The sequence below is a fragment of the Citromicrobium bathyomarinum genome, assembly GCF_038594605.1.
Taxonomy (GTDB): Bacteria; Pseudomonadota; Alphaproteobacteria; order Sphingomonadales; family Sphingomonadaceae; genus Alteriqipengyuania; species Alteriqipengyuania bathyomarina_B.
On the sequence record NZ_JBCFZM010000001.1, the window covers coordinates 1,337,202 to 1,363,836 of the forward strand.

The window sequence follows — 26,635 nt, forward strand, 5'->3', positions numbered from 1 at the left end:
CCTACCCATCGCCCATCTCTGTTGAGAAATTCGCAACAGGCGGTGCCGAACCGGCGCTGGAACGACCTCCTCGTTTTCTGTAGGTCCTGACCATGTTCGATGCCCTCGATCCGATCATTCTGGCGCGGATACAATTCGCGTTTACGGTGAGCTTCCATTTCATCTTCCCGGCCTTCTCGATCGGGTTGGCGAGCTATCTCGCGGTTCTCGAGGGGTTGTGGCTGAAGACCGGCAAAACGGTCTACATGGATCTGTTCAAGTACTGGCTGAAGATCTTTGCGATCGCTTTCGCCATGGGCGTCGTCAGCGGTATCGTCATGTCCTACCAGTTCGGCACCAATTGGTCGGTCTTCTCCGATGTGGCAGGCCCGGTGATCGGCCCGCTGATGGCCTACGAGGTGCTGACCGCCTTCTTCCTCGAAGCCGGGTTCCTCGGCGTGATGCTGTTCGGGATGAACCGCGTGGGCAAGAAGCTGCATTACGTGGCCACGCTGATGGTCGCCGGCGGCACGTTCATCAGCGCCTTCTGGATCCTGTCGGTCAACAGCTGGATGCAAACCCCAGTCGGCTACGAACTCGCCGCCAACGGGCAGTATTTGCCGGGCGACAGCTGGCTAGAGATCATCTTTAACCCCAGCTTCCCCTACCGGCTCGTCCACACGGTGCTGGGCGCCTACATCACCACCGCCTTCGTGGTCGGCGGCGTGGGCGCATGGCACCTGCTGAAGGATCGCACGAACAAGCACGCGCGCAAGATGTTCTCGATGGCGATGTGGATGGCGGCGCTGGTGGTGCCGGTGCAAATCTTCGCTGGCGACATGCACGGGCTCAATACGCTGGAGCACCAACCGCAAAAGGTGATGGCGATGGAAGGCCATTACCAGAGCCACCCCGACGGCGCGCCGCTGATCCTGTTCGGCATTCCCGACAGCGAGGCGCGCGAGGTCAAATACGCGGTCGAGATTCCCAAGGCCTCCAGCCTGATCCTCAAGCACGATCTCGACGCACCGATGGCTGGGCTCGATACCATCCCGCTCGACGAGCAGCCCCCCGTGGGGATCGTCTTCTGGTCATTCCGGATCATGGTGGGGCTGGGCTTCGCCATGCTTGGCGTCGGCTTGTGGAGCCTTTTCGCGAGGGTTCGCGGCAAGCTGTATGACTGGCACTGGCTGCACCGTGCCGCACTGGTGCTGAGCCCGGCGGGCTTCGTCGCGGTCATTGCGGGCTGGATCACCACCGAGGTCGGTCGCCAGCCTTACGTCATCTACAATCTGTTGCGCACCGCCGATGCGGCCAGCCCGCTCGATGCGCCGGCCGTGGGCGCATCGCTGATCGCCTTCGTCGTCGTCTATTTCGCGGTCTTCGGAACCGGGACGTGGTACATCCTGCGCCTCATGAGCAAGGCCCCGCAGGCGCACGAAACGGGCGTCAAGCGCGGCGATACCGGCCCGATCCGTACCGCCGGGATCACGCCGGGGCCGACACAGGACCCCGGCAACCTGAGCCCGGATTCGCTCAGTTCGATCCGATATGTCGAGCCTGCTTCCAAGGAGGACGAGCAATGATCGACCTCACCACGATCTGGGCCTTCATCATCGCCTTCGCCATCTTCGCCTATGTGGTGATGGACGGCTTCGACCTTGGCATTGGCATCCTCTTCCCGACCTTCGATGTCGGGCAGGAACGCGACCGGGCGATGAACTCGATCGCGCCGGTGTGGGATGGCAACGAGACCTGGCTGGTGCTGGGCGGCGGCGGGTTGTTCGCCGCCTTCCCGCTTGCCTACGCGGTGATCCTGCCCGCAACCTATCCGCTGGTCATCGCAATGCTGCTCGGCCTCGTCTTCCGCGGCGTTGCTTTCGAGTTCCGCTGGCGCGATCCGGCACACCGCAGGTTCTGGGACGCATCTTTTACCGCAGGCAGCATCGTCGCCGCGTTGGCCCAGGGCATGACGCTCGGCGCGCTGCTGCAAGGCATCGAAGTGACCGACCGCGCCTATTCGGGCAGCTGGTTCGACTGGCTGACGCCCTACACGCTGCTGACCGGCGTCGGCACGGTCGCCGGATATGCCCTGCTCGGCGCGACATGGCTGGTTTGGAAGCTCGATGGCGATGGCCAGGCCCATGCCCGCAAGCTGGGCAAGATTGCTGCCATCGCGACGATCGCGCTGATGGGCGCGGTAAGCCTCTACAACCTTGTCCTGCGCCCCGAATATGCCGACCACTGGCTGAGCACGCCTGCCATTTACTGGGTCGCACCGATCCCGATCGCGACGCTGATCGTGGCCGGGTTCCTGTGGCACGCGCTCTCCTGCGACCGTCACTCGAAGCCGTTCTGGCTCGCCCTCGCGTTGTTCTTCTTCGGCCTCGCGGGGGTCGGGGTGACAATCTGGCCCTTTGTCGTCCCGCCCGGTCTGACGATCTGGGATGCGGCCGCTCCGGAACGCAGCCAGGTGTTCATGCTGGTTGGTGTCGCGATCACCATGCCGTTGATCATCGGCTATACCGCGTGGGCCTATTGGGTGTTTCGCGGCAAGGTGGGCGATGAAGGCTACCACTGATGTCCGAAGGCGAACCTGGCACCCCTCTATGGCGCCGCCTCGGCTGGATGGCGGCGATCTGGGGCATGAGTGTCGGCGCACTCGGTATCGTCGCCTATCTCATCCGCTGGTGGCTGATGGGCTGACACCCATCGGTATCGGGTCGTCAATCGCAACTTCTTGTCAGCGGCCCCTCGCCCTTTAATGAACGGTGGCGTATAGCTGAGCGTCATGCGCCGCGCGATTCTCTTCGGGACCTTCGCACTCGCCCTCTCGGGATGTGCCAGCATGGCACCCGAGCGCGCGCAGCCAGAGATCGCCGCGCAGCTTCCCAACACTTTCCCGAATTCGGAAAACATGGGCGAATACCGGCCCGATGCATGGTGGACGGCGTTCGACGATCCGGTGCTGAACGCGCTGGTGGAAGACGCGCTGGCCGATAATCTGGACATCGCGGAGGCTGCGGCTCGCGTCGCCCAGGCTGCCGCCCAGGCGCGCGTCGCACGCTCCGCGCTGTTTCCCGGCATCAACGCCAGCGGCGATGCGAGCTATTCCAACACTCCGCTCAGCGGCAGCGCCTTTGGCGGACTCGCCGGGGCAGGTGGTGGTGGCCCGACCCGGATCGAGAACGATTCCTACTCGCTGGGACTCGGCGCATCCTACGAGGTCGACCTGTTCGGCCGTGCCCGCAGCGATTTTGCTGCCGCCCGTGCCGATGCCATCGCCGCCGAGTACGATTACCGCTCGGTCCAGCTGGCTGCTGCCGCCGAGACGATCGCCACCTATTTCGAAATCGTCGACGGCCGCCGCCAGATCGAGCTGACACTCGAAACTCTCGACCTGCTGGCCGAACGTACGGTCCAGACGCAGGAGCGTTTTCGGCGCGGCCTGACACCGAGCTTCGAACTCTATCAGGTGCAGCAGGACGAACGGAACACGCAGGCCTCGCTGCCGCAGGCGGAGGCGGCGCTGGACGATGCGCAGGGGCGGCTGGCGCTGCTGGTGCGCGAATATCCGCAAACGATGGAAGAGCGGCTCGACCGCCAGCTGTTGCCCCGCCTCGTGTTCGACGAAGTGCCCGCCGGCCTGCCCGCGGACCTGCTCGGCCAGCGGCCCGATGTCGCCGCAGCATGGGCGCGCCTCGAAGCGGCACGGCTGCGGGTCGGCGCGCGCCGGGCAGAACGCTTTCCCGCGATCACGCTGACCGCCGCCCCCGGCACGCAAGGGGGCGAAATCGGCAGCGTGCTCGATGTGGCCAACAACTGGGCCATCAACCTCGCCGCCGGGCTGACCGCGCCGATCTTCCAGGGCGGGCGCATCTCCGCCAATATCGAGGCCGCGCGCGCGACTTACGACCAGCAGGTTGCCAATTACGCTCGCACCGTGCTGACCGCTTATCGCGAAGCCAACAGCGCGATCGAGGAATACGAGGAAAACCGCCAGCGCTACGCGCTGATCCTCGCCCAGCGGGAGGACGCGCAGTTCTCCGCCGAGCTTCAGGCGCGTCGCTTCGAGGCAGGCGTGGGCGACTATGTCAGCTATCTCGACGCGCTGCGGGCGGTCTATCAGGTTGAGGCGGCACTATCCTCGGCCGGTCGCGCGGTCGCATTGTCGCGCCTTGACGTTCATCGCGCACTCGGCGGCGACTGGGCGGCGGGCGTCGAACCCAATCCGGTCGGGCTGATCCCCGCTCCCCAAGAAGGACAAGAGCCATGAGCCGTCAGGCCATTCTCGCGCTGGCCGTGCTCGGCGGCGCGATTCTTCTCGCCGTGTTGATGGTTACGCTGCGGCCCGAACCCGAGGAGCAGGAGCGTGTCGAGCAGGAGCCGCTGGTCGAAACCGTTGCGTTCGAACGAGGGACCGGCCCGCTGGAAGTGCGTGGCAGCGGGACGGTTCAGGCCCGTGAGACGGTGACCGTGGGGGCGGAAGTCTCGGGACGCCTGGTCTACGTCAATCCCGCGTTCCAGGAAGGGCGGATCGTGCCGCGCGGGGCGACGCTGTTCCGCGTGAACCCGGTCGACTTCCAGAACCAGGTCCGCTCGGCCCGCGCCGATGTCGCCGCGCAGGATGTCGCGGTGCTGCAGGCCCGCGAGGAAGTCGAGATCGCACGCGATGAGCTGGAGCGTTTCGCCCGACGTCAGGCGACGCGCGAGGTGTTGCAGGCCGGGATCGATCCCGACGATTACGCCGCGCGTATCCTCCCGCCGACAATGCTTGCCCGGCAGGGTTTTTCCGGAGGAGAGAGCGCTGCGGGCGAGCCTGCAGCCGCGCCCAGCCGCCTCGCGACCCGCGAACCGCAGCTACGCTCCGCCCAGGCCGCGCGCGAGCGTGCCGCAGCCAACCTCGAAGCGGCGCAGCTCACGCTGTCTCGCACGCGTATCTCCGCGCCTTTCAGCAGTCTCGTGCGGGAAGAGTCCGCAGCAGTCGGCACGCTGGTCCAGCCGGGGCAGATGCTCGGCACGCTGGTGGCGACCGACGCCTTCGAAGTGCGCGTCGCACTTACGGAGGACGAGGCTGCGCTGATCCCCTCGTTATTGCGGCCCGGTGGCGGCCGGATACCGGCAAGCGTGTTTTTCGATTACGGCGGCATCACCTACCGGTGGGAGGCCTTCGTCGATCGCGCGGACCCGATTCTCGATCCCGAAACCCGCACGATCGACGTATTCCTGCAGGTCCCTTCACCGCTGCAATCGGGCGAGCCTGTCGATAGCGACGGCCCGCCCGGCCCGCCCCTGCTGCTCGGCAGCTTCGTCGATGCGCGCATGACGGGCGAGGCTTCGGTGCCGTTCGCGCGCATTCCGATCAGGGCCCTGCGCCCGGGCAATCAGGTCTGGGTCGTTCGCGACGGGCGACTGCGCATCCTGCCGGTGCGGGTCATCCAACGAACCGACGAGGTGGCCTATGTCACAACGCCCAGCCTCGCCGTGGGTGGACGGATCGTGACCAGCAACCTGCGCGCGCCGACCGACGGCATGCGCGTTCGCCTGAGCTCGCAACAGCCCCGCACGGCAACCCCGGCCGATGCAGAGCCGCCGCGCGGTGAGTAACGCCGAGGACACATCCGGCCCGGTCGACCGCTTCGGCAACGAGGCGGATCGCGCGCGCGACCGCACCGGGCCGATCGCCTTCATGGCAAAGAACGGCGTCGCATCGAACCTGCTGCTGTTCGCGATGTTCATCGCGGGCTATTTCTCCTTCACCACCATCGTGCAGGAGGTGTTCCCAGAGAGCAGCCTCGACACGATTTCGGTCTCCGTCACCTATCCGGGCGCGACGCCCGAGGAGATCGAGGAATCGATCGTCCAGAAGGTGGAAGAGGCGGTCGAAGCGATCGAGGGGGTGAAGGAAATCTCGGCCACGGCCTCCGAAGGCCGCGGCGTGGTCAACGTCGAACTCGAACTGGGCACCGACATCGCCCGGGCGCTCGACGAAGTGAAGTCCGAAGTCGATCAGATCCAGACCTTCCCCGACGATGCCGAGGAACCCGATATCCGCGAATTGACGACGCGCGCGGTCGTCTTGCGGATCGCGCTTTTCGGCGATGTCGACGAACGCACGCTCAAAGAAACCGCCTACCGGCTTGAAGACGCGGCATCGAGCCTGCCCGAGATCAGCTATGTCGAGACCTCTGCGGTTCGCAATTACGAGATCTATGCCGATGTCCCCCAGTCGCGCCTGCGCGCGCTGGGCCTGTCGCTGCCGCAGGTTGCCCAGATCGTCGGTCAGTCCAGCCTCGATAGTCCGGCGGGCGCGATCGAGACCGGTACCGAGGAAGTGCGCGTGCGCACCATCGGGCAGAACTACAACCAGCAGGACTTCGAGAACATCGTGGTCGTCAGCACGCAGGACGGCGCGACCCTGACGCTGGGCGACATCGCCGACGTGCAGGACGATTTCGAAGATTCAGACCTCATCACCCGCTTCAACGACGCACCGGTCGCGTTCGTCGATATCTACCGCACCAGCGACGAGCGGGTGTTGGACGTGGCGGAAGCGGCCAAGACGCTGGTCGACGAGGATTTCGAACTGCCCGCCGGGGTTTCCTACGCCATCTGGGAAGACCGCTCCGAATTGCTCGAGGACCGACTCGCGCTGCTGCTGCGTAATGCCGCACTGGGCCTGATCCTCGTGCTCGGCGCCCTCACCTTGTTCCTCGACTTGCGACTGGCAGCCTGGACTGCCGTCGGCATCGGCGCGACCTTCGTCGGTGCGATCTTCATCCTCGACTGGGCCGGATCGAGCATCAACATGTTCTCGCTGTTCGGCTTCATCCTCGCGCTCGGCCTCGTGGTCGACGATGCGGTCGTGGTGGGCGAGAACATCTATGCGGAGCGCGAGCGCGGGCGAACCGGCATCGGCGCCGCCATCGCAGGCGCCCAGCGCGTGAAGGTGCCCGTCTTCTTCGCGGTCGCCACTACAGTCACCGCTTTCCTGCCGCTGCTGGCGGTTGGCGGGGTGATCGGCAAGATCCTGGCCGACATTCCACTGGTCGTGATCGCGGTGCTCACCCTTTCGCTGGTCGAGGCGCTGTACGTCCTCCCGCACCACCTAAGCACCCTGCCCGACCACGATCATAAGCCCGGCAACCGAGTGACGCGCTTTTTCTCGCGAGTGCAGTCGTGGGTCGATGCGCGTTTCAAGGCCTTCGTAGAGGGCCCACTGGATCGCGCACTGCGGTTCGTGGTCGCGATGCCGTACTTCATCGTGGCAAGCGGCGTTGCGCTGCTGATCCTGTTCCTCGCAATGATCCCGGGCGGCATCATCAAGTTCGCTTTCTTTCCCGAGATCGAGGGCGACATCGTGGCCGCTACGCTCGAGATGCCATCGGGCACCACGGTGGAGCGGACCGCCGAGGTGACCGAACGGATCGAGGCCGCCGCCGACCGGGCCTTGGCGCGCTTCGATGCACAGCCGCCGGGCGATGCGCCGGATAATGGCGTGGGGCCTTACTTCCTCGAAGCGATCTACACGACCATCGGCATGGCGCAGACCGGCCAGGGGCCCGGTGGGGCAGAACGCACACTGCGCCCGAACCTCGCGAATGTGCAGCTGAGCCTGATCCCTGCTGCGCAGCGCGAGAGCGTTTCGGCTTCCGCCATCGAACAGGCATGGCGCGAGGAACTGGGCCCTGTGCCCGAGGCACGCTCGCTCTCGATCTCGTCCTCGCTGCTTGCCGTGGGTGAGCCGGTGAATGTCCAGCTCAGCCACCCCGACGAAGCGATCCTCGATCTCGCCTCGGACCGGCTGATGGAGCAGTTGGCGCGCGTCACCGGCGTGTTCGATATCGAGAGCGATCAGGACGCGGGCCAGCAGGAAATCGAGCTGCGCCTCAAGCCTGGCGCACGCACGCTCGGTGTGACGCTGCAGGATGTCGCCAGCCAGGTCCGCGCCGCGTTCTTCGGTGCCGAGGCGGTGCGCGTGCAGCGCGGGCAGGAAGACGTGCGCGTCTACATCCGCCTGCCCGAGGACGAACGCGATTCGATCGCCGATATCGAACGTTACCGGGTTCGGCTTCCGGGCGGCGAGGTCGCGCTGTCGAGCATCGCCGAGGTCTCTTTCGGCGAGGCTCCATCGGTCATTCGGCGCGAGGAAGGCCACAGGATCGCGACCATCACGGCCGATGTCGATAGCGACACGATCGGCGGGCAGGAGGTGGCGACACTTCTGGAACAGGACATCATGCCGCAGCTGACGGCAGACTATCCCTCGCTCCAGTATGATTTCGGGGGAGAGCAGGAGGAGCAGCAGGAAAGCTTCGGCGATCTCGGCAGTGCCTTCCTGCTGGCACTGGTGGCGATCTACGCGCTGCTTGCAGTGCCCTTCAGATCCTACGTCCAGCCGCTCATCATCATGGCCGCGATTCCCTTTGGGATGATCGGCGCGCTGATCGGGCACCTCCTGCTGGGTATCCCGCTGGGCATCCTGTCGATGTTCGGAATTATCGCGCTATCGGGCGTCATCATCAACGGGTCGCTGGTGATGATCGACTTCCTGAATGAAAACCTAGCCAATGGGATGGAACCAGGCGAGGCGATGATCGAAGCGGCCAAATCGCGCTTTCGCCCCATCATGCTGACCGCGATCACGACCTTCCTGGGCGTCGCACCGATCACCTTCGAAACCAGTCTGCAGGCGCAGTTTCTGATCCCGATGTCCGCCAGCCTGGGCTTTGGCGTATTGTTCGGCACAGTGCTGCTGGTGCTGCTGATCCCGGCCCTGGCGATCATCCAGATGCGCGCAGAGGCCAGGATCAAGCATTGGCGTGGCAAGCGGTCGGGCGAGATCGCACTCGGTGGAGAACCGATGGCGAACTGACCCGATCTGGAGGGTTCAGGCGACCCGCTTGCGGGCCATGATCGCGCCTGCTGCCAGCGCGAAGATCAGCGCTACCGGCGGAGCGGGCACTTCGGTCGGGCCGCCACCGCCGCGCGAGCCGTGCGGATCGCCGTCGGGCGGATTGGTGTAAGCGGCCGCCGGGGTGGCGGCAGCCAGAAACGCGATACCTGCAAGCGCAGTGAGCTTCTTCATCAATATCTCCATCGTGAGCAAGATGGAGGCTCGCATATCACCAGCGCCCGCGTCGACCATAGACGCAGGCACTGGCCGGATTTGGAACGGTTTCGAACCGAATTATTTCGCAGAAGCTAACGACTTCTGCTCCTCGGCAAGCGGGAACTCGAGCTTGTTAACCATGTCCTTGGGAACAACTTGCCAGAAATGTCCGAGACTTGCGCTCCATTCCGATAGCAGAGCCTTGGCATGGGCGCTGCCGGTCAGCTCGACATGGCGTTTGACCAGCGCTCGCAATTCCTCGCGCCAATGATCGCTCGCCAACCGCTGCCAAAGGATCGAGCCCCGGTTTGCCAGCCGCTCGAATCGACCCTCCGGATCGTAGACGAAGGCCATCCCGCCGGTCATCCCGGCTCCAAAATTGCTGCCCACGCGCCCGAGGATAACGGCCATGCCGCCGGTCATGTATTCGCAGCCATTCGCGCCGCATCCCTCGATCACCGTGCGCGCGCCCGAATTGCGCACCGCAAAACGCTCGCCCGCCTTGCCCGCCGCGAACAGCGCGCCCGAGGTTGCGCCATACAGCGCGGTGTTGCCGATAATTCCGTTCGCCTCGCTCTTGCGCGGGGCACCCGAAGGTGGATGGACGATGATTTCGCCCCCCGAAAGGCCCTTGCCGACATAGTCATTGGCGTCGCCTTCGATCGTCAGGCGAATGCCCTTGGCCAGAAAGGCGCCGAGCGACTGACCCGCACAGCCGGTCAGACGCACGTCCAGTGTCCCGTCCGGCAGGCCATCGGGTCCGTGCCGGGTCACGACATGCGAAGAGAGCCGCGCGCCCACCGCGCGGTGCACATTGCGGACCGGCAGTTCGACCTTGATCGGCGTGCCGTCCTCGATCGCTTTGCTTGCGTGGTCGAGCAGTTCGGCATCGAGGCTGTCGGGCACCGGGTTGCGATGTTCGGCAATCGAGAACACACGCGGCTCGTCGGTCTGCACCTTTTGCAGGATGGGATTGAGGTCGAGATCGTCGAGATGCTCGGCACCGCGGCTCACCTGCCGTAGCAGCTCGGTCCGCCCGATCACCTCGTCGAGCGAGGAGAAACCGAGCTTGGCAAGAATGTTGCGGACATCCCCGGCGAGGAAGTCCATCAGCTGGATCACCTTTTCTGGGCTCCCGCCGAACATTGCGCGCAGGCGCGGGTCTTGCGTGCAGACCCCGACCGGGCATGTATTCGAGTGGCACTGGCGAACCATGATGCAGCCCATCGCGACCAGGCTCATCGTGCCGATGCCGAATTCCTCGGCGCCGAGGATCGCCCCGATCACGATTTCGCGACCGGTCTTCAAACCGCCATCGACCCGCAGTTTCACCTTGTGACGCAATCCGTTGAGCGCGAGCACCTGGTTCACTTCCGCCAGCCCCATTTCCCACGGCGTGCCGGCAAACTTGATGCTGGTTTGCGGGCTCGCGCCCGTACCGCCAGTGTGGCCTGAAATCAGGATTGCATCGGCATGCGCCTTGGCGACACCAGCCGCGATCGTGCCGATGCCCGCCGCGCTGACCAGCTTCACGCAGACCCGCGCGCGCGGATTGACCTGTTTGAGGTCGTAGATCAGCTGCGCCAGATCCTCGATCGAATAGATGTCGTGATGCGGCGGTGGCGAGATCAGCGTCACGCCCGGGGTCGAGTGGCGCAGCTTGGCGATCACCTCGTCCACCTTGAAACCGGGCAGTTGCCCGCCTTCGCCTGGCTTCGCGCCCTGCGCGATCTTGATTTCAATCTCTTCGCAATTGTTGAGGTAGTGCGCGGTGACGCCGAAGCGCCCACTCGCCACCTGCTTCACTCCGCTATTGGCAAGATCGCCGTTCTCGCGCGGCGTGAAGCGTTCGGCGGATTCTCCGCCTTCGCCGGAGACGGCCTTCGCGCCGATCCGGTTCATTGCGATCGCCAGCGTCTCGTGCGCCTCGGGCGACAGCGCACCCAGAGACATGCCCGGAGTCAGGAAGCGCTTGCGGATCGCCTCGACCGGCTCGACCTTGTCCAGCGGCAGCGGCTCCGCCGCCTCGTCGATGCCGAGCAGATCGCGCAGGTAGATCGGTTCGGCACCTTCGACCGCCTGGACGAAGCGCTTCCACTGCGCCTGATTGCCTGTGGCGCAGGCGGTTTGGAGCGCGTGCATCCCATCGGCGCCCCACGCATGCTGCTCCTCGCCCGACCGCTGCCGGTAAAAGCCGCCGATCGGCAGCTGCGCATGGCGGCTACCGAAAGCATCGGCGTGCCGTTCGGCGGCGCTGACGTGGAGGGAATCGTAACCCTCGCCCGAAATCTTGTTGGGCATGCCGGGGAACAGGTCTGCCGTGATCGCGCGGCTGAGGCCGACGGCTTCGAAATTATAGCCGCCGCGATAGCTGGAGATGACCGAGATTCCCATTTTGGCCATGATCTTCAGTAACCCGTCTTCGAGCGCGGTGCGGAAGTTGCCCAGCACCTCCTCGCGGCTCTGATCGCCGTACAGGCCACGCCGATGCCGGGCGAGCAATGCCGCCTCGGCCAGATAGGGATTAACGCTCGTCGCACCCACGCCGATCAGAACGGCGAGCGTATGCGTATCGAGACATTCGGCGGAACGGACGTTGATCGACGCCGAAGAGCGCAGGCCCTTGCGCGTCAGGTGCGTGTGGACCGCGGCGGCGGCGAGAATCATCGGCACGCCGATGCGATCGGGACCGGTCGCCTCGTCGGACAGGAATATCTCGGCCTTTCCGGCCTTGACCATCGATTCCGCCTCGGCCCGGATGCGCTCGATCGCGAAGCGCAGGTCCGCCGCCGCACCGCGTGCGCGGAAGGTGCAATCGATATCGCCGACATTCTTGCCGAAACCCGCGCGCAGCCGTGCCCAGTCGTGCGAGGTCAGCACCGGGCTCTCCAGCACCAGCACGTGATCGTTCTGGTCTTCCTCCTCCAGAATATTGGCGAGGTTGGCGTAGCGCGTGCGCAGGCTCATCACATGGCGTTCGCGAAGGGAATCGATCGGCGGGTTGGTGACCTGCGCGAAATTTTGGCGGAAGAACTGGCTGACATTGCGAGACTTGCCGCTGATCACCGCCAGCGGCGTGTCGTCGCCCATCGAACCGATGGCTTCCTTGCCATCGAGTGCCATCGCATCGAGGATCAGCTCCATATCCTCGGTCGTCATGCCGGCGGCACTCAGGCGACGCTCGAGCTGCTCCTCGTCGTAGGAGGGCTCCGCTTCCGCCGGAGCCTCCGGCAGATCGTCGATCCCCCGAAAACCCGCGACCAATGCGCCATAGGGCGCTTCGCGAGCGATGCGGGCCTTGAGCTCCTCGTCGCGCAGCAGTTGGCCTTCGTGCAGATCAATCGCGATCATCTGCCCAGGGCCAAGCCGTCCCTTTTCGACCACCCGATCCTCGTCGAGCGAAACCATCCCGCTTTCCGAGCCGACCACCAGCAGGCCATCGTCGGTGCGGCTGAAGGCGAGCGGGCGCAGCGCGTTGCGATCGAGCCCGGCGACAGCCCAGCGGCCATCGGTCATCGCGAGCGCGGCGGGCCCATCCCACGGCTCCATGACCGAGGCCATGTATTGATACATCGCGCGGGTTTCATCCGCCATGTAAGGCGCCGCCTGCCATGCTTCGGGCACCAGCATCGATTTGGCCGTCGGCATTGCCTTGCCCGAACGGACCAGCAATTCGATCGCCGCGTCGAGACTGGCGGTGTCCGATGCGCCGACCGGGATCACGGGCTTGATGTCGTCCGGCGTGTTCGCGAAGGCGAGGCTCGCCATCTTGATCTCGTGCGTGCGCATCCAGTTCTTGTTGCCGCGGATCGTGTTGATCTCGCCATTATGCGCCAGCGTGCGGAACGGCTGGGCGAGCCACCATTGCGGGAAGGTATTGGTGGAATAACGCTGGTGGAGGATCGCCATCCGGCTGGTCACCAGCGGATCGCGCACGTCGGGATAGAAGGTTGCCAGACTCTCCGCCAGGAACAGGCCCTTGTAGACGATCGATCGGGCGGAGAGCGACGCGATGTAGAAATCGCGCAGCTGCGCTTCGACGATCCGCCGCTCGATCCGCCGCCGGACGACGTAAAGGTGTTTCTCGAACTCGTCGAGCGATTGCTCCTCCGGCTCCGGTCCGGCGATCATCACCTGCTCGATCGCAGGGCGGGTTTCGCGCGCCTTGCGCCCGATAACCGATATGTCGATCGGCACCTGCCGCCAGCCATAGACGAAGAACCCGGCGCGGATCAGCTCCGCCTCCACGATGGTGCGGCAGGCATCCTGCGCGGCAAGATCGGCCTGGGGGAGGAATACGACGCCCACCGCAAGGCGTCCGTCGCGCACGGCATGGCCGCTCGCATCGATCGCGCTGGCGAAGAAATCGACCGGCAGATCGATCAGCAGCCCGGCCCCGTCGCCGGTCTTCCCGTCCGCATCCACCGCGCCGCGGTGCCAGATGGAAGACAGCGCATCGAGCGCGGCATCGACCACGCGGCGCGTCGACTTGCCCGACGTTTCGCCGATCAGCCCGACGCCGCAGGCATCGTGCTCCATATCGGCATGATACATGCCGTCGCGCGAAAGGCGCTCCGCTTCGTTCTGTTGATGAGTCATGCCGCTGCTGCGCTTTGCTTGTTCGCACGCTGCGTCCGCGCAGCTACGAGATATTTATCGATGTGTTCGGCGACGTCGCGACCGTCGCGCACCGCCCAGACGACTAGGCTCGCACCGCGCGAAATGTCCCCGCCGGCGAACACGCCGGGAAGCGTGGTCATCATTGTCTCGTCGCATTCGAGCGTGCCCCAGTCGGTCACGGCGAGGCCCTCCTCGCCGAAGATCGCGGGCAGCGGCTCGGGTTCGAAGCCCAGCGCGAGGACGACCAGATCGGCATCGAGCGCGAAACTGCTCGAGGGATCGACCTGCGGACGGCGGCGGCCATCGGCATCGGGTTCGCCCAGCTGCATCCGGTTCGCCTGCACTTTCGCGGCACGCTCGCCCCCTTCGATCGAAGCGGGGCCGGAGAGCCACAGGAATTCGACGCCCTCTTCCTCGGCATGCGCGACCTCGGTGCGGCTGCCGGGCATGTTGTCCCGGTCGCGGCGATAGAGGCATTTAACCGACTTCGCGCCCTGCCGGATCGCGGTGCGCACGCAGTCCATCGCCGTATCGCCGCCGCCAATCACCACGACGTCCCGGTCCTTCGCCAGCAGGCTGCCATCGCTGTGGCTGGGCACCTCGTCACCCAGCCCGCTGCGGTTCGAGGCGGTCAGGAAATCGATCGCGCGGATCACGCCATCCTTGTCCGCACCCTCCACGGTCAGTTCGCGCGACTGGTACACACCCGTCGCGACGAATACCGCATCGTGCCGCTTGCGCAGCTCGGCTAGGGTGACATCTTCGCCTACCTCGACGCCGCGATGGATGCGGATTCCTCCCTCCTCGACCCGCTTGACGCGCCGGTCGACCACGCTCTTGTCGAGCTTGAAGTTCGGAATACCGTAGATCAGCAGGCCGCCTGCACGGTCGTGCCGGTCGTAGATATCGACCTCGTAACCGGCGATGCGCAGATATTCCGCAGCGGTCAGGCCAGCGGGCCCTGCGCCGATGATGCCGACCGACTGCCCGTTCGCCGGGCCAGGCTCGATGCCGCGCACCCAGCCGTTCTGCCACGCATTATCGCCCAGATACTTCTCGATACTGCCGATCGTCACCGCACCATGGCCGGAGAATTCGATCACGCAGTTGCCTTCGCACAGTCGGTCCTGCGGGCAGATGCGGCCGCAGATTTCGGGCATGGTCGAGGTGCGGGCCGAAAGATCGTATGCCTCGCGCAGCCGCCCCTCGGCCGTCAGGCGCAGCCAGTCGGGGATGTGATTGTGCAGCGGGCAATGCGACTGGCAATAAGGCACACCGCATTGCGAGCAGCGGCCGGCCTGCGCCTGCGCCGCATCATCGGCAAAAGGCGCGCCGATTTCGAGAAAGTCGGCACGACGGGAATCTGCCGAACGCTTGGCCGGATAAGCCTGCTCGCGCTCGACGAATTTATTGGTGGAATTACGTTCGATCGGTTTGGCCCGGTTTGTGTTTCATAAAGTCTGCACCCCGTTCGGCGCACATCTTCGATAGCATTGGGCATGCCCAGCGAAATATCAATGCTAAAATGTTGCGAGTGCGAAGGGTGACCCTGTAGCTGCCACCGCCTTTCGTCACCAGCACCTTTTGCTGCGCCCGCCTTTGCCCTAGCCTTATCGGTAAGTGAAGGAAATGGAGAGGCCCGATGCGCATGATTTCGAGACTTCTGACGGCCAGTATGCTGATGGCGAGCCCGGCTCTGGCGCAGGGGAGCCCTGCCCCCGCGATCAATACCGCCGACACGACCGAGGAAGCCACACAGGGCATCGGGCCCGGCGCACGGCCCGTGGGCGCCGGCTGGAGCCGCAGCCCGGTCGCCGCAGCGAACGGGATGGCCGCAACCGCGCATCCGCTCGCCACCCAGATCGCGCTCGACATTCTCAAGCAGGGCGGCAGCGCAGTCGACGCGGCGATTGCCGCCAATGCCGCACTCGGACTGATGGAGCCGACCGGGAATGGGATCGGCGGCGACCTGTTCGCGATTGTCTATGATCCCAAGACCGACAAGCTCTATGGCATCAACGGATCGGGCCGCAGCCCCTCGGGCCAGACGCTCGAACAGCTCAAAGCGAAGCTTGGCGAAGGCGCGACCTCGCTCCCCCCGGTCGGTCCGCTGCCGATCACCATTCCCGGCACGGTGGATGCCTGGTTCGACCTGCACGACCGTTTCGGCAAGCTGCCGATGGCCGAAAACCTCGCACCGACGATCCGTTATGCGCGCGAAGGGCATCCGGTCGCGCCGGTCATCTCGATGTATCTCGAGCGCTCGCTGCGCGCCTACGAAGCCCGTCTCCAGCGGATGGACTTCGATTTCGAGAATGCCCGTGCAACCTGGTTCGCGGATGGCGATGCGCCCCAACCGGGGGAGATTTTCAAGAACGCCGACCTCGCCAACACGCTGGAGCGGATCGCGGCGAATGGTCGCGACGAATATTACGAAGGCGAAACCGCGCAGCGGATCGTCGATTATCTGCGCGGACAGGGCAGCGCCTACACGCTGGCCGACTTCGCGAACCACGACAGCGAGTGGGTCGATGTGGCCTGTGTCGACTATCGCAAGGGCTATGAACTGTGCGAGCTGCCGCCCAACGGCCAGGGCTATGCGGCCTTGCAGATGGTCAACATCCTGAAGAACGTCGATCTGGCGCAGTGGGAACGGGGCAGCCCGCAAGTGCTGCATTACATCACCGAGGCGAAGCGTCTGGCCTTCGAGGATGTCGCACGCTTCTACGCCGATCCCGATTTCTCGCCCGCACCACAAGGGCTGTTGAGTGACGCATACGGGCGCACAAGGTTCGCACAGATCGACCCTAAGCGCGCAACACCCGCCTTCGGGCCGGGCGAGCCACCGATCGAGCCCAAGCTGGAGGGCGAAGGCGACACGACTTACCTCACCGTGGCGGACAAGGACGGGATGATGGTCAGCCTGATCCAGTCCAATTATCGCGGGATGGGCGGCGGTCTGGTCGCCCCCGGGCTCGGCTTCATGTTCCAGGATCGCGGCGAACTCTTCAGCCTCGATCCCGCGCATCCCAATGCCTACGCGCCCAACAAGCGGCCTTTCCATACGATCATTCCCGCCTTCGTGAAGAAGGACGGCAAACCGTTCATGAGCTTCGGCCTGATGGGCGGCGGGATGCAGCCGCAGGGCCATGTCCAGATCCTCGTCAATCTGGTCGACTACGGGATGAACCTGCAGGAAGCAGGCGATGCTGCACGGCTGATGCACGATGGCGGTCGCCAGCCGACCGATGCGCTTCTGGGCAGTGCAGCCGACACGGTGGAGATCGACGATCTCGGCACGCTGATGGTCGAACCCGGCATTCCGACGGCGACGGTCGAAGCCTTGCGCGCGATGGGCCACAAGGTGGAGGTGGAGACCACCGGCATTCCCTTCGGCGGCTACCAGGCGATCGCCCGCGATCCGGAGAGCGGCGTCTATGTCGGCGCGACCGAAATGCGCAAGGACGGGCAAGCCTCGGGCTATTGAGCGGCGTGCCTATCCGGAACAGGGAGAGTAGGAAAGATGGTGGACCCTGCTGGGCTCGAACCAGCGACCTCGATATTAAAAGTATCTTGCTCTACCAACTGAGCTAAGGGTCCGACCGGGTGCGGTCCCTAGGCAGGGCTTGCGGGCGGGTCAAGCGTGCCTGCAACTGCCGCAGCGTAAGGCCGCTATCGGGGTCGCGCCAGCCGGGTGCGATGGCCGTCGCGGGACCCAGCACGAAACTGCGAGCGGCCAAGCCACGGTGCGGAATGTGCAGACTGCGCGAATGCCACCGCCCGCCGCTCCACAGCACGATGTCGAGATCGAGCACGCGGTCGCCCCACGTCTTGCCCGGCCGCCTGCCGAAGTCGCGTTCGAATCGCTTGAGCTCGCGCAGCAGCGCGGGCGGCGCGAGGTCGGTCTCCAGCTGCGCCACCGCATTGGCGAAAATCCGCCGGGCCGCGCCGATGGGCGCGCTGGCGATCACCGGACTGCGCGCGTCCACTGTGCCGAGTGCGCTCAGCTCTTCCATCGCCGCCAGCACGACCCCGCGCGGGCGGCCATGCTCGCCGTGGCGCCGGTTCGATCCCAGCGCGATGAGATAGGTTTCGCTCAGACGTCCTCGCTCAACCGGCCATAGAGCTCCGGCCGCCGGTCGCGGAAGAAGCCCATGCCTGCGCGATGTTTGGCCGCCGTATCGAGGTCGAGCGTGGCGACCAGCACGCCGTCCTCCTCGCGCCCGAACTCGACCAGCTTGTCGCCCCATTCGTTGGTGATGAAGGAGTGGCCGTAGAACGTCTGCCCGTCCTCGGTGCCGATCCGGTTCGCGGCGATCACCGGCATGCAGTTCGAGACCGAATGCCCCTGCATCGCGCGCTGCCACATGCGGCTGGTATCGAAGCTGGCGTCATAGGGCTCGGAGCCGATCGCGGTCGGGTAGAACAGCAATTCGGCCCCCATCAACGCCATCGCCCGCGCGGTTTCGGGATACCACTGGTCCCAGCATACCCCCACGCCGATCTTGGTGGAGCCTCCGACTTTCAGCGGAACGTCCCACACCTTGAACCCGGTATTGCCGGGGCGGAAGTAGTACTTTTCCTCGTAGCCCGGGCCGTCGGGAATGTGGCTCTTGCGATAGACTCCCATGATCTCCCCGTCGGGGCCGATCATCGCGAGCGAGTTGTAGTGGTGCGGCCCGTCTTTCTCGAAGAAGCTGGTCGGGATCGCCACGCCCAGCTTCTTTGCCAGCTTGGCCATCGCGCGCACGTTGGTATGGTCGGCGGTCGGCGCGGCGCGGGCGAACAGCGCCTCGTCCTCCTGCTTGCAGAAGTAGGGGCCGTCGAACAGCTCGGGCGGCAGGATCACCTGCGCACCGCGCGACGCCGCTTCCTCGACCAGCGAGGACACCGCTTCGATGTTCTCTGCCTCGTCTTGGGCTCCAAGCTCCAGCTGGAGCGCGGCTACGGTGATCTGACGCATGGCGGCCGGTTACTTGGGCACCAGCGCGAAGTCCACCTGCACGGAGACGCGGCTGGTGGTCTGGCCGGGCTGGATCACCCCGCCCGCCTGTTCCTCCGGCATCGCCTGCGTGCGGACCACCGGCGCGACGGGCGGCGGCGGAGGCGGTGCTCCGGGGATGTAGCGCCCGCCCTGCGCGCCGCCGCCATCGCGGATCGTGAGCACGCGGGCGATCTTCATATCGGCGGCATCGGCATAGGCCTGCGCGCGGGCCCTCGCCGCCTTGAACGCCTCGCCATAGGCGGTGTTGGCGGCCTTCTCGCTGTCGGAGATGCGCAGGTCAGGGCCGGAGAACACGTTCGCGCCCGCCTCGGTCGCGGCGGTCACCGCGTCGCCCGCACGCTCGATATCGCGCACGGTCACCGCGACGATGTTGTTCGCCTGATACTGCCCCTTGCGGTCGCCGTACTGGATCCGCTGGATGCCGACAGTGCGCGTCTGGATATCCTCCGCCGGAACGCCCGCCTCCTTCAGTGCGGCGACCACCTTCGCAATGTCCTTGGCATTGGCATCGCTTGCCGCCTTGCCGGTTGGCCCGAAATTCTCGACCCCGACCTGGAAGAAGGCCTCGTCCGGGCGGACTTCGGATTCGCCCGTCGCGCTGACAGACAGCAGGGTTTCGTCATGATCGACCCCGCGCGGATCGTAGGCCGGTTGCTGGCACGCAGCGAGCGCCAGGGGCGCGGCAAGCAGGGGCAAGTATCTGGAACGCATGACATATCCCCTCATGAGACTCTATCTCACGCGCCATCTGCCGCCGCCCGCCTGAACCGCGTCTGACAGGCCTCAGCGCTTCTTGAACAGCAGCGTCATCCGGTCGCTTTCGCCCACCGCCGCCGCTTCGGCGACATCGCCGCTATTGCTCGGCGGCAGGGTCCACACACCGCCTTCCCAGTTGGACGGATCGGCGGGGTTGGCGTTGATGTCGCTCATCCCCACCAGTTCGAAGCCATGCGCCTCGACCAGCGCGATGACATCGCTCTGCCGCAGATAGCCCTTGCCGCCGGTGGTATAGTCGCCCGGCGCATCTTCCTTCGCGCGGTGCTGCACGATGCCGAGCATCCCGTCGTCCTTCAGCATCGAGCGGATGCGGGTGAGTTCGGTATAGAGCACGCCCGAGCGCAGCAGGTTGTGCATCTCGCGGAAGATCAGCGCGCGATCGACGCTGCCCTGCATCGCTTCGGGCACATCCTGCGAGCCATAGACGCTCGTCGGTGCGCCGGTCAGGTTCCACTTCGGCGAATTTTCGGTGAAGTTGCCGGGCAGCCCGCCGAAATAGTTCGCGAAACGCTCCCCATCGGCGGCGGCGGGATCGGGCGTCAGGCCGATATAGCGCCCCTCGCTGCCCAGATAGGGCACCAGGATGCGCGTGTACCAGCCACCGGCGGGCGTGTAGTCGACGACGGTCATGCCCGGCTTCACCTGAAAGAAGTCGAGCGTTTCGAACGGGTGGCGCCACTGGTCGCGTGCCGCATCCTCGCCGCGCGCGTCGGATGCAACGGCAGCTTTGAGCGCGCCATGGTGATCGTGCCGCTCGGCGGTCACGCCCATGTGGTCATCGGCCATAGCGGGGCTCGCAAAGGCAAGGCCGGCGGCGGCAGCGAGAAGAGCAATACGCATCGTGAAATCTCCCGGAATTGTCTTGTGCGCGCACCCTAGCTGCGGAGGCCCTCATGACAAGAGCCATGGACTTAAGCCACATGCTTCCTACCTCCGGAACCAAAGGAGAATAACGACATGAGCGAGACCGCGATTTTTGGAGGCGGATGCTTCTGGTGCACCGAAGCCGTGATGAAGGACGTGATCGGCGTCGAGAGCGTCGAGAGCGGCTATATCGGCGGCGAGACCGAGAACCCGACCTACAAGCAGGTGTGTTCCGGCAATACCGGCCATGCCGAGGCGGTGAAGGTCACCTTCGACGCAGACACCATCAGCTACGCCGAATTGCTCGACATGTTTCTCGGCACCCACGACCCGACCCAGCTGAACCGGCAGGGCAACGATGTCGGCACGCAGTATCGCAGTTCGATCTTCCCGCTCGATGCGAAACAGGCCGAGGAAGCCGAAGCCGCGATCGGGCGCTGGAATGCCGCGAATGGTGCGATGGCAGTGACCACGATCGAAGGCATGTCCGATGGCCAGCAGACCGCCACCTGGTATTCGGCCGAGGGCTATCACCAGGATTACTGGGACGGCGAAGGCCAGCGCAATCCCTATTGCCAGGCGACCATCCCGCCCAAGCTGATGAAGCTGCGCAAGAGCTTCCAGAAATACGTGAAGGACGACGCCTGAGTCGCCCGGAGCGCGTCCGGCGAAAGTGGATGCCGGTTTGGCGGTTCGGACGCGCGACCACCCAAGACGCCTGACACACCTGACACAGTGTCCAGGGGCCAAAAAGCCACCGCCGGTTCGGACGTCGAAAAAGACGACCCGGACCGGCGTTATCGTATCGTGACACACGGCGCGAGGATGGCACGCCCGCGTGCCTGTAGGACAGCGCGTTTATAAGGCGGATTCGAACTTCGGGGTTGCGCCTCGCGCGGATGGCCCCACGTTGGTGCGCATCGAATATTCCCGTGGCCGCAATGATACTGCCGCCCTCACCCCTCAGTCAGAGAGGAAATAGCTTATGCCTACAGCCAAGAACGGCGACACCGTCGCCATCGATTTCGTGGTCAAGACCGAAGCAGGCCAGGTGGTCGGCAACACCGAAGAAAGCGGCCCGCAGGTCGTCACGCTCGGCAAGCAGGAAATCTTCCCGCAGATCGAAGCCGCGCTCGACGGGATGGAAGTCGGCTCGGTCCAGCAGGTCAAGATCGACAGCGAAAACGCCTTCGGCCCGCGCCGCGAGGAACTCGTGATCGACGTGCCCCGCGAAAACCTTCCCCCCGAGCCCGCTCCACAGCCGGGCATGCAGCTTTCGGCGCAGGGCCAGGACGGCCAGCCGATCCAGCTCGTCATCACCGAAGTGGGCGATGAAGCGGTCAAGGCCGACGGCAACCACCCGCTGGCAGGCGAAGACCTGACCTTCGGCGTGACGCTGGTCGAGATCAAGGAAGCCGCGTAATTCGCGCGAGCCTTGTGACGGGCCGCAGTTCGATGCGGCCTGAGGACTGAAGAACTCCGTCCGATCCGGGCGGACTTTCGAACACGAGAAGCGGCCTCGGGCGAATGCCCTGAGGCCGCTTTTCTTTGGGGGGTTGGCGGCTGGAAGAGAGATGAGACGAGGCGCGCGCCGCTCAAATGAGAATGAGATTTAGAGTGCAAGTTTCCGACCCCATTGCGGGTATTCGTCATCACGCGAATTGATAGCGGGTCCTTTCTCTGGCAACTTGCAATTGAATGATGAAACGATTTGCAATTCTCATTGTCGTGCTCGCTGCGACCGGCTGTGGATCAGCGCAGGAGCCTTACGAAGACGATCCAAAAAGTACAAAAGCCGGTCTGATGAATGCCATTGAGAATAGAGTTGAACTTCCTGCTGGTTCGAAGCCGCTAGACCGATATGCACGCACCTATAAATTCGCCTCCGAAAATCGTATTTCTGCCGCTTATTTCATCCCTGATACCCGGTTTATAAATGATGCTTGCCAATCGGCAAAGTCGGGCGGCAGCAAAAATGGTCAGATTGTAATGCTCTGTCCGCCACCCGACGGAATGAAAGCCGGTGAGCGCCGCTGGTTCGATCGTGAAACCTATCTCCCGGCTCAGTCGGATGGTGGTTGCAGCTACATCGAGATCGAATACAGCATCACTTTTGACACGGTAATTACGATCAGATGCAATGGTAATGCCTAGTGTCAGCTTTCCACCCGAAAACGGTCAATTCTCTTCCGACCGCCAACGCACCAGGAGGGCCACACTTTTCTCCTCCCCCTTGAGGGGGAGGTCGGGTGGGGGTGTGCCGAGGCCGGTGGCTTAGAGCCCCCACCCCCAACCCCTCCCCGCCGGGGAGGGGAGTTATTTGGCTAACTCTTGCGCCAGCGGACGATGAAGAACCCGTCGAGGCCGCCGTGTTCGGGCAGCATTCCGGGGTCGGTGCGCAGGGTGCCGTGCGCGGTGGGTGACAGGCCTGCGGGCAATTCCTCCGCCCGGATGGGATCGGGCGCGAGCGAGACCTTTTCAGCCTGCGCCTCCCCCTCCTCGCTCTCCAGCGAGCACACTGCATAAACCAGCACGCCGCCGGGCGTGAGCCAGCCGCTCGCCCGCTCGATCAGGCGCGCCTGTACCTCGGCCATCTGTTCGATCTGGCGCGGGCCGATGCGGTGGAGCACGTCGGGGTGGCGGCGCGCGGTGCCGGTCGCGGTGCAAGGCGCGTCGATCAGGATCGCGTCGAATGGCGCGGCCGGCTCCCATTTGAAGGCGTCGGCGGCGATCACCTCGGCTTCCAGCCCGGTGCGCTTGAGGTTTTCCTCCAGCAGCTTCAGCCGCTTGGCCGAAATATCGAGTGCGGTGACCTGCCATCCCTGCGCCGCCAGCTGCAGCGTCTTGCCGCCCGGTGCGGCGCACAGGTCGAGCGCGCGCCTTCCCTGCCCGTCGCCCAGCAGGCGCGCAGGCAGCGAGGCGGCGAGATCCTGCACCCACCATGCGCCATCCTCGAACCCTTCGAGCCCGTGCACCGCCTGCCCGCGCGAGAGGCGCAGGTGGCCGGGCATCAGGCTGTCCGCGCCCAGCTTCACCGCCCATTCGGCGGTCTGCGAGGGATCGCGCAGCGTCAGGTCGAGCGGGGGCGGTTCGGCGAGGCCTGCGACGATGGCTCCAGCGCGCTCTCCCCATCGTTGAGCTACCGATTCTGGCAAAGTCGGGGCGGCGGGCAGTTCAACGCCGCGCTTGGTCAGCGCGCCGAACACGCCATGCGCCAACCGCTTGGGTCCGCCCGACAGCAGCGGCAGAGCGGTCGCGACCACCGCATGGGGCGGGGTGTCGAGCCGCAGCCATTGCGCCAGCATCAGCCGCAGCACGGTGCGCGGCTTGGCATCCTTGGGCAGCATCTCGCGCGTCGCGCTGTCGATCAACGCATCGAAATCGACCAGCCAGCGCAGGGTTTCCGCCGCAATCGCGCGGGCAAGCCCCGCATCGGAGGCGGGCAAACCGCGCAAGGCCGCCGCCTCGTTCTGCTCCAGCGTCTCGCCCCGGCGCAGCACGCCATCGAGCATCCGCAGCGCCGCCTTGCGCGCCGGCAAGCCCGCGATTTCGTTACCGTCTTTAGCCACGCTTGAAACCGCCGGTCGGGAAGATCATTTCTCTCATATGAAACGCGCTACCGAACGCCCCGAAGGATTCAAGAAGCCTGCGCACTGGAGCGACGATCCCCCGCCCGCGCCCGAGCCGATCGATGCGAGCGTGGATGATCCCAAGGGCCTCAGCCCCACACGCTACGGCGATTGGGTGAAAGACGGGATCGCGATCGATTTTTGACGGTCGGCCAGAGGCTCAAAGCTTCTCCAGCCTGATCTGCAACCCGTCCTTGGGCTGCGGGATCGGCCAGGCCTGCCAGTCGGGCGCGTAGCCTTCCACCACCTCGATCCGGTAGTTGGTCAGCATGTGCGCCATCAGGATCTTGATCTGCATGTAGGCGAAGTGGAGGCCGAGGCACATGTGCGCGCCGCCGCCGAAGGGGACCCACGCATATTTGTGGCGAGCCTTTTCCGCCTCCCGAGTGAAACGCATCGGATCGAATTTTTCGGGCGAATCCCAGATTTCCGGGTCGTTGTGAACGAAGGTCGGGTTTACGCCGACCGGCGTGCCCGCCGGGATGCGATATCCACCGAATTCGAATTCCTCCAGCGCGCGGCGCGGGATGGAGGGCACGGGCGGGATCATCCGCAGCGCTTCCTTGAACGCCATTTCGGTCAATTCGGCCTGACCCAGTTCCTCGTAATTGAGCGCGCGCCCTTCGCCGCCGGTGATCGCGCGCAGTTCCTCGCGCAGCTTCTCCTGCCATGCGGGGTTCTTGGCGAGATAATAGACCAGCGATGTCGCGGACGAGGTGATCGTGTCGTGCGCGGCCATCATCAGGAAGTTCATGTGATCGACCACCTCGTCGACCGGCAATAGCTCGCCATCGTCGCGGGTCGCGGTCGCGAACTGGCTGAACATGTCCTGCCCGCCGCCTTCGGCCCGGCGGCGCTGCGTTTCCTTGGTGAAATACTCGACCAGGTAAGCACGCCCATCGGTGCCGCGCTTCATCTTGGTGAAGGGCAGCGGGCGGCGGATCGGCGCGACCGAGGCCTGGACCATGTCGACGAAGGCCTGATTCACCTTGTCCGCTTCCTCGCCGAAAGGAATGCCGATGAAGCTGTCTGCCGCAAGGTCCAGCGTCAGCTGCTTGATCGCGGGGTAGAAGCGCATCGGCCCTGCGCCCCATTGCTCCATCCGGTCGGAAATGCCGCGGTTGAGGCTGCCGACGTAATGGCGCATCGGCTCGGGCTTGAAGGCGATAGACAGCGCCTTGCGGTCGGCCCGGTGATGGTCGAAATCCATCAGCATCAGGCCACGCGGAAACAGCTTGTCGAGGATCGGGCCCCAGCCCTGCTCGCTGGAGAAAATCTTCTGCCGGTCGAACAGCACCAACTCGTTCGCATCCGCGCCGACCAGCGCCACCACCGTGCCGCCGAACGCGTTGTTGCGATAGACGCGTCCGTATTTCTCGACCATCCCCCTGGTGAAGGCGACCGGATCGGCGAGCATCTTGAAGGTGTTGCCGACCACCGGAAGGCCGCTTTCGCCCGGGATGTGCGAGAGATCGCCCGGGCTCGGGTTATCCTCTCTCCAGTGCTGCGGGCGGGCGGATGCGGGCTGGTGAGCTGCAAGCGTGGCCATTGAGTGTCCTCTCCTTATTGACCCCAATGTAAGTTATTTACGCGCTCAAATCCATCCTGCAAGTTCACGCCGCAGGATCGCCTCCAGCATGGCCAGCCCGGCTTGCGAGGTGTTGAGGCAGGACAGTGCGGCGAAGCGTTCGCCGCCGGTTTCCTCGAACTGCTCTTTGCCCTCCAGCGCCAGCTCTTCGAGCGTTTCGAGGCAGTCGGCGGAGAAGCCGGGCGCGACCACCGCCAGCCGCTTGGTGCCCTTGCGCCCTTCGTCCATCAACACATCGTCGGTCGCCGGTTCGAGCCACTTGGCCCGCCCGAAGCGCGACTGGAAGCTGGTGCGAAAACGAAGCCCCGGGCGGAGGCCGCGCTCGGCCATCTTCGCTTCCAGCAGCCGTGCAGTCTTGTGACAGTGGCAATGGTAGGGATCGCCCAGCGCCAGTGTGCGCGCGGGCATTCCGTGGAAGCTGAGCAACAGCACTTCGGGTTCGAAGTCGAGCGCGTCCAGCTGCCGGTCGATGTCGCTCGCCAGCGCGTCGATATAAAGCGGATCGTCGTGATAAGGCGGCAGCGTGCGCAAGCTCGGCTGCCAGCGCTGTTCGCGCAGCCAGTCGCTCGCCTTGTCGACCACCGTGGCGGTCGTCGCCGCGCAATATTGCGGGTAGAGCGGCGCGAGCAGAATGCGGTCGCACCCGGCATCGTGCAGCGCGGCCAGCCGGTCGGGAATTGCGGGCTCGCCATAACGCATCGCCCAGTCGACGATCACGCGCCCCTCGCTCGCGGCACCGATCGCGGTATCCATCGCCGCAGCTTGGCGCTTGGTGATCGCGGCGAGCGGCGAACCGTCCTCGCTCCACACCTTGCGATAGGCCTCCGCCGATTTCTGTGGCCGGGTGTTGAGGATCACGCCGCGCAGGATCGGCTGCCACGCGATCGGCGGGATTTCGATCACCCGCCGATCCGAAAGAAATTCGGCCAGATAGCGCCGCACATCGGCGGTGGTCGGCGCAACGGGCGTGCCGAGATTGACCAGCAACACGCCGATCTTGCCCGAACGCACGGGCGGATGCTCTTCGGGGAGCTGGTGGTCTTGCCAGGTCATGCGTTTCG

At 65.0% G+C, this 26,635-nt stretch carries 21 protein-coding genes and 1 tRNA gene; 11 read left to right on the top strand and 11 right to left on the bottom strand.

Translation table 11 applies throughout. From position 1 onward, the window contains the following. Positions 1-92: 92 nt before the first annotated feature. From AAG612_RS06480 to AAG612_RS06505, 6 genes are all read left to right on the top strand, one after another. On the top strand, positions 93-1,565 hold the full coding sequence (locus tag AAG612_RS06480) for a cytochrome ubiquinol oxidase subunit I (RefSeq protein WP_342508403.1): 1,473 nt from the start codon (positions 93-95) through the stop codon (positions 1,563-1,565). Next, positions 1,562-2,560 (top strand): cytochrome d ubiquinol oxidase subunit II, encoded by a 999-nt coding sequence (cydB, locus tag AAG612_RS06485; protein ID WP_342508404.1) that lies wholly within the window; start codon positions 1,562-1,564, stop codon positions 2,558-2,560. The genes AAG612_RS06480 and cydB overlap by 4 nt, the downstream gene beginning before the upstream one ends. Further along, positions 2,560-2,685, top strand: coding sequence for a DUF2474 domain-containing protein (locus AAG612_RS06490; RefSeq protein WP_342508406.1), 126 nt, complete (start codon positions 2,560-2,562; stop codon positions 2,683-2,685). Before cydB ends, AAG612_RS06490 begins: the two co-directional genes overlap by 1 nt. Positions 2,686-2,770: 85 nt before the next feature. Then, entirely contained in the window at positions 2,771-4,255 is a 1,485-nt protein-coding gene (locus tag AAG612_RS06495) for an efflux transporter outer membrane subunit (protein WP_342508408.1), read from the top strand. After that, positions 4,252-5,586 (top strand): efflux RND transporter periplasmic adaptor subunit, encoded by a 1,335-nt coding sequence (locus tag AAG612_RS06500; protein ID WP_342508410.1) that lies wholly within the window; start codon positions 4,252-4,254, stop codon positions 5,584-5,586. Before AAG612_RS06495 ends, AAG612_RS06500 begins: the two co-directional genes overlap by 4 nt. Then, complete coding sequence (locus tag AAG612_RS06505; protein WP_342508412.1) at positions 5,561-8,854, top strand: efflux RND transporter permease subunit; 3,294 nt, start codon at positions 5,561-5,563, stop codon at positions 8,852-8,854. Before AAG612_RS06500 ends, AAG612_RS06505 begins: the two co-directional genes overlap by 26 nt. 15 nt (positions 8,855-8,869) lie before the next feature. On the opposite strand, the gene AAG612_RS06510 is transcribed toward AAG612_RS06505, so the two are convergent. From AAG612_RS06510 to AAG612_RS06520, 3 genes are all read right to left on the bottom strand, one after another. Beyond that, positions 8,870-9,067, bottom strand: coding sequence for a hypothetical protein (locus AAG612_RS06510; protein ID WP_342508414.1), 198 nt, complete (start codon positions 9,065-9,067; stop codon positions 8,870-8,872). 102 nt (positions 9,068-9,169) lie between these two features. Next, complete coding sequence (gltB, locus tag AAG612_RS06515; protein ID WP_342508416.1) at positions 9,170-13,690, bottom strand: glutamate synthase large subunit; 4,521 nt, start codon at positions 13,688-13,690, stop codon at positions 9,170-9,172. After that, positions 13,687-15,141 (bottom strand): NAD(P)-dependent oxidoreductase, encoded by a 1,455-nt coding sequence (locus tag AAG612_RS06520; RefSeq protein ID WP_342508623.1) that lies wholly within the window; start codon positions 15,139-15,141, stop codon positions 13,687-13,689. The genes gltB and AAG612_RS06520 overlap by 4 nt, the downstream gene beginning before the upstream one ends. Before the next feature lie 218 nt (positions 15,142-15,359). Between AAG612_RS06520 and AAG612_RS06525 the strand changes: the two genes are divergently transcribed. Further along, complete coding sequence (locus tag AAG612_RS06525) at positions 15,360-17,198, top strand: gamma-glutamyltransferase family protein (RefSeq protein WP_342508418.1); 1,839 nt, start codon at positions 15,360-15,362, stop codon at positions 17,196-17,198. Positions 17,199-17,235: 37 nt separating this feature from the next. Here AAG612_RS06525 and AAG612_RS06530 read toward each other — a convergent pair. From AAG612_RS06530 to AAG612_RS06550, 5 genes are all read right to left on the bottom strand, one after another. Then, positions 17,236-17,311: transfer RNA gene (locus tag AAG612_RS06530), tRNA-Lys, on the bottom strand. Continuing rightward, positions 17,302-17,787, bottom strand: a complete 486-nt coding sequence (folK, locus tag AAG612_RS06535) for a 2-amino-4-hydroxy-6-hydroxymethyldihydropteridine diphosphokinase (protein WP_342508625.1) — start codon at positions 17,785-17,787, stop codon at positions 17,302-17,304. The genes AAG612_RS06530 and folK overlap by 10 nt, the downstream gene beginning before the upstream one ends. Before the next feature lie 20 nt (positions 17,788-17,807). After that, complete coding sequence (gene aguB, locus AAG612_RS06540; RefSeq protein ID WP_342508420.1) at positions 17,808-18,674, bottom strand: N-carbamoylputrescine amidase; 867 nt, start codon at positions 18,672-18,674, stop codon at positions 17,808-17,810. 9 nt (positions 18,675-18,683) lie between these two features. After that, positions 18,684-19,427 (bottom strand): SIMPL domain-containing protein, encoded by a 744-nt coding sequence (locus tag AAG612_RS06545; protein WP_342508422.1) that lies wholly within the window; start codon positions 19,425-19,427, stop codon positions 18,684-18,686. Between the two features lie 72 nt (positions 19,428-19,499). Beyond that, positions 19,500-20,333 (bottom strand): class I SAM-dependent methyltransferase, encoded by an 834-nt coding sequence (locus AAG612_RS06550; RefSeq protein WP_342508424.1) that lies wholly within the window; start codon positions 20,331-20,333, stop codon positions 19,500-19,502. Positions 20,334-20,450: 117 nt separating this feature from the next. Between AAG612_RS06550 and msrA the strand changes: the two genes are divergently transcribed. The 3 genes from msrA (at position 20,451) to AAG612_RS06565 (ending at position 22,511) form a co-directional block, all read left to right on the top strand. Then, the gene (gene msrA / locus AAG612_RS06555) at positions 20,451-21,005 is read left to right on the top strand and encodes a peptide-methionine (S)-S-oxide reductase MsrA (RefSeq protein ID WP_342508426.1); all 555 of its coding nucleotides are present in this window, start codon (positions 20,451-20,453) and stop codon (positions 21,003-21,005) included. A 337-nt stretch (positions 21,006-21,342) separates the two neighbouring features. After that, complete coding sequence (locus tag AAG612_RS06560) at positions 21,343-21,780, top strand: FKBP-type peptidyl-prolyl cis-trans isomerase (RefSeq protein WP_342508428.1); 438 nt, start codon at positions 21,343-21,345, stop codon at positions 21,778-21,780. Between the two features lie 275 nt (positions 21,781-22,055). Beyond that, positions 22,056-22,511: a hypothetical protein gene (locus tag AAG612_RS06565; protein ID WP_342508429.1), complete on the top strand. Its 456-nt coding sequence runs from the start codon at positions 22,056-22,058 to the stop codon at positions 22,509-22,511. A 170-nt stretch (positions 22,512-22,681) separates the two neighbouring features. Here AAG612_RS06565 and AAG612_RS06570 read toward each other — a convergent pair whose 3' ends face one another. Continuing rightward, on the bottom strand, positions 22,682-23,926 hold the full coding sequence (locus tag AAG612_RS06570; RefSeq protein WP_342508431.1) for an RsmB/NOP family class I SAM-dependent RNA methyltransferase: 1,245 nt from the start codon (positions 23,924-23,926) through the stop codon (positions 22,682-22,684). Between the two features lie 37 nt (positions 23,927-23,963). On the opposite strand from AAG612_RS06570, the gene AAG612_RS06575 reads away from it, so the two are divergent. Continuing rightward, a complete protein-coding gene (locus tag AAG612_RS06575) occupies positions 23,964-24,131 on the top strand; it encodes a DUF1674 domain-containing protein (protein ID WP_342508433.1) in 168 nt (55 codons plus the stop codon). Positions 24,132-24,146: 15 nt separating this feature from the next. On the opposite strand, the gene AAG612_RS06580 is transcribed toward AAG612_RS06575, so the two are convergent. Together AAG612_RS06580 and hemH are read right to left on the bottom strand one after the other, a co-directional pair. Further along, the gene (locus tag AAG612_RS06580) at positions 24,147-25,535 is read right to left on the bottom strand and encodes a cytochrome P450 (RefSeq protein ID WP_342508435.1); all 1,389 of its coding nucleotides are present in this window, start codon (positions 25,533-25,535) and stop codon (positions 24,147-24,149) included. A gap of 45 nt (positions 25,536-25,580) precedes the next feature. After that, positions 25,581-26,627: a ferrochelatase gene (gene hemH / locus AAG612_RS06585; RefSeq protein WP_342508437.1), complete on the bottom strand. Its 1,047-nt coding sequence runs from the start codon at positions 26,625-26,627 to the stop codon at positions 25,581-25,583. Positions 26,628-26,635 lie beyond the last annotated feature (8 nt).